Here is a 2,134-nt window from a genome sequence, read left to right as displayed (position 1 = left end):
ACGATGACGTCGTGGTAGATGGGCCACAGCGTGTCGTTGCTGAAGCCCTCGTAGAAGTCCCGTACCTCCTCGGCGGTCAGGCCGACGGGCCGCAAGTGCATGCTGTTCTCATAGAAGGGGGAAGGGGGTTCTCCAGCATCACCGGACCAGCCCACCCAGGCCCCGGGGTTGGCACGCATCACCGACTCCATCGCGGTCACGAGACCTCCGGGACTGCGCTGCCAGTCGACGTTCCCGTCCTCGTCAACCTGCTTGTCGACGGGGAGGCGGTTCGCCGCGACGACGAGGTCGAAGGTATTCCTGGAACCCGTCACCGAATCATCTCCTCGCGCGTTACACGGTCATCGGTCAGCCACGAGCAGTGACCTTCGCCGAGCGTGCGTTAGACGTGTCTCACTCTAGCCATCGAGGTCTGGCGCCCCGCGGGGTCCCGTTCTAGGGTCGACCCAAGGGAGAGCCGGCCAGGTCGCCCGGGCCTCCACACAGCCGACCGCCGAGGAGGGCAAGCGTGAAGATTTCAGACGTTTTGCGCAGAAAAGGTGACGGGGTCGTCACCGTCAGATCCGACGACACCGTGTCCAACCTCCTCGCGAAGCTTGCCGAGCACGGCATCGGCGCCTGCGTCGTCAGCGCCGACGGAACACACGTTGACGGCATCGTCAGTGAGCGGGACGTCGTCCGTCACCTCCACTCGTCAGGGCCTGGCATCCTCGAGGGCACCGTGGCGTCGATCATGACGAGCGACGTCACGACCGGCTCGGCGAGCGATGACATCGCTGACATGGCGGGCACGATGACCGAGCTGCGCGTGCGCCACGTCCCGATCGTCGACGCGGACGGCAAGCTGACCGCGATCGTCAGCATCGGTGACATCGTCAAGTCTCGCCTGTCCGAGCTTCAGTCGGAGCGCGACCAGCTGCGGGACTACATCACCCACTGACATCACAGACTGACCACGGGCCCGAGCGAGGCGGGCTCGCCCAGCCCTGCGGTCAATTACCGTAGGGGCATGGCTGCGCACGACCGGACCCGCTGGGTGCCTGCACCCTCGTCGGGTGGCCGGCGCGCCGGCGCCGACGGAGCAGGCGGTTCAGCCGGTCCGGGCGACTCCGACCCGCCAGGGCAAGAGCGGATCGGCAGGTACCGCCTGGTCGAGGAGATCGGCGAGGGCGGCATGGGTGTCGTCCACCTGGCACTCGACCCTCGCGGGCGCGCTGTGGCGATCAAGGTGCTGCGCCCCCACGTGGCTGACGATGACGAGGCGAGGCTTCGGTTGCGCCGCGAGGTCGACACGCTCTCGCGGGTCCGCGACCCGCGGGTGGCGAGCGTCGTCGACGCCGATGTCATGGCCCCACGTCCGTACATCGTGACGCGGTACGTCGCCGGCCCAGCTCTAGACGACTGGGTCGAGGCGCATGGGCCACTCGACCCCAACGCGTTGCTGCGCCTCGCGTGCGGGACGGCGGAGGCGATCCGGGCGATCCACGCGAGCGGGGTCGTCCACCGCGACATCAAGCCGGGCAACGTCCTCCTGGAGGACGGCGAGCCGGTCCTCATCGACTTCGGCATCGCCCACATCCAGGACGACGTGCGCCACACGATGGGCGGCCTCGTCATGGGGACGCCCGGCTACCTCTCGCCGGAGCTCGTCGAGGGCGCCCCGATCACGGATGCCACCGACTGGTGGGGCTGGGCGGCGACGATCACCTTCGCGGCCTCGGGCCGGCCTCCCTTCGGTCGCGGCCGGATGGACGTCGTTCTCGCCAAGGTCCGTGCGGGCGAAGTCGACCTCGATGGCGTCGACCCTCGACTCGTCCCTCTGCTCCGGGCTTCCTTGTCTCCCAATCCTGCCCAGCGCCCCCACGCCGACGAGGTGATCGACGCGCTGGCGCGCTTCGCCGCAGGAAGGGCGGCCACCGTGCCCAATCCCCGCGGTGGGCCCCTGGACGACCCCGCGCACGCCATCCCGGCACCGTCCGGCTCGACCGAGGTCTTCCGACCGCGGGGCACGGCCGTCTTCCCGTCGGTCGACGAGGCTGCTCGCCGGACCGGACCGTCGCCCCTTGCAGGCGCGGCCGCGACCGCAGGGGCGGCCCATCCCATGCCTCCTCCGATCGGACCGGCCACGGCGGCA

Annotated in this window: 3 protein-coding genes; 2 read left to right on the top strand and 1 reads right to left on the bottom strand. The window is 69.6% G+C overall.

Annotated features, from left to right (window positions below):
• Positions 1–314: trehalose-6-phosphate synthase (locus VIR15_RS03835; protein WP_331926150.1), on the bottom strand; the 314-nt coding region annotated here is incomplete at its 3' end.
• A 194-nt stretch (positions 315–508) separates the two neighbouring features.
• Here VIR15_RS03835 and VIR15_RS03830 point away from each other — a divergent pair.
• Both VIR15_RS03830 and VIR15_RS03825 read left to right on the top strand, forming a co-directional pair.
• Positions 509–940: a CBS domain-containing protein gene (locus VIR15_RS03830; RefSeq protein ID WP_331926149.1), complete on the top strand. Its 432-nt coding sequence runs from the start codon at positions 509–511 to the stop codon at positions 938–940.
• Between the two features lie 69 nt (positions 941–1,009).
• The coding region (locus VIR15_RS03825) for a serine/threonine-protein kinase (protein WP_331926148.1) at positions 1,010–2,134 on the top strand (1,125 nt) is incomplete at its 3' end.

Origin of the sequence: Intrasporangium sp. (assembly GCF_036566125.1) — a bacterium.
Classification (GTDB): domain Bacteria; phylum Actinomycetota; class Actinomycetes; order Actinomycetales; family Dermatophilaceae; genus Intrasporangium.
The sequence above is the reverse complement of the archived record's forward strand: the minus strand, read 5'-3'. Positions and strand labels throughout refer to the sequence as shown.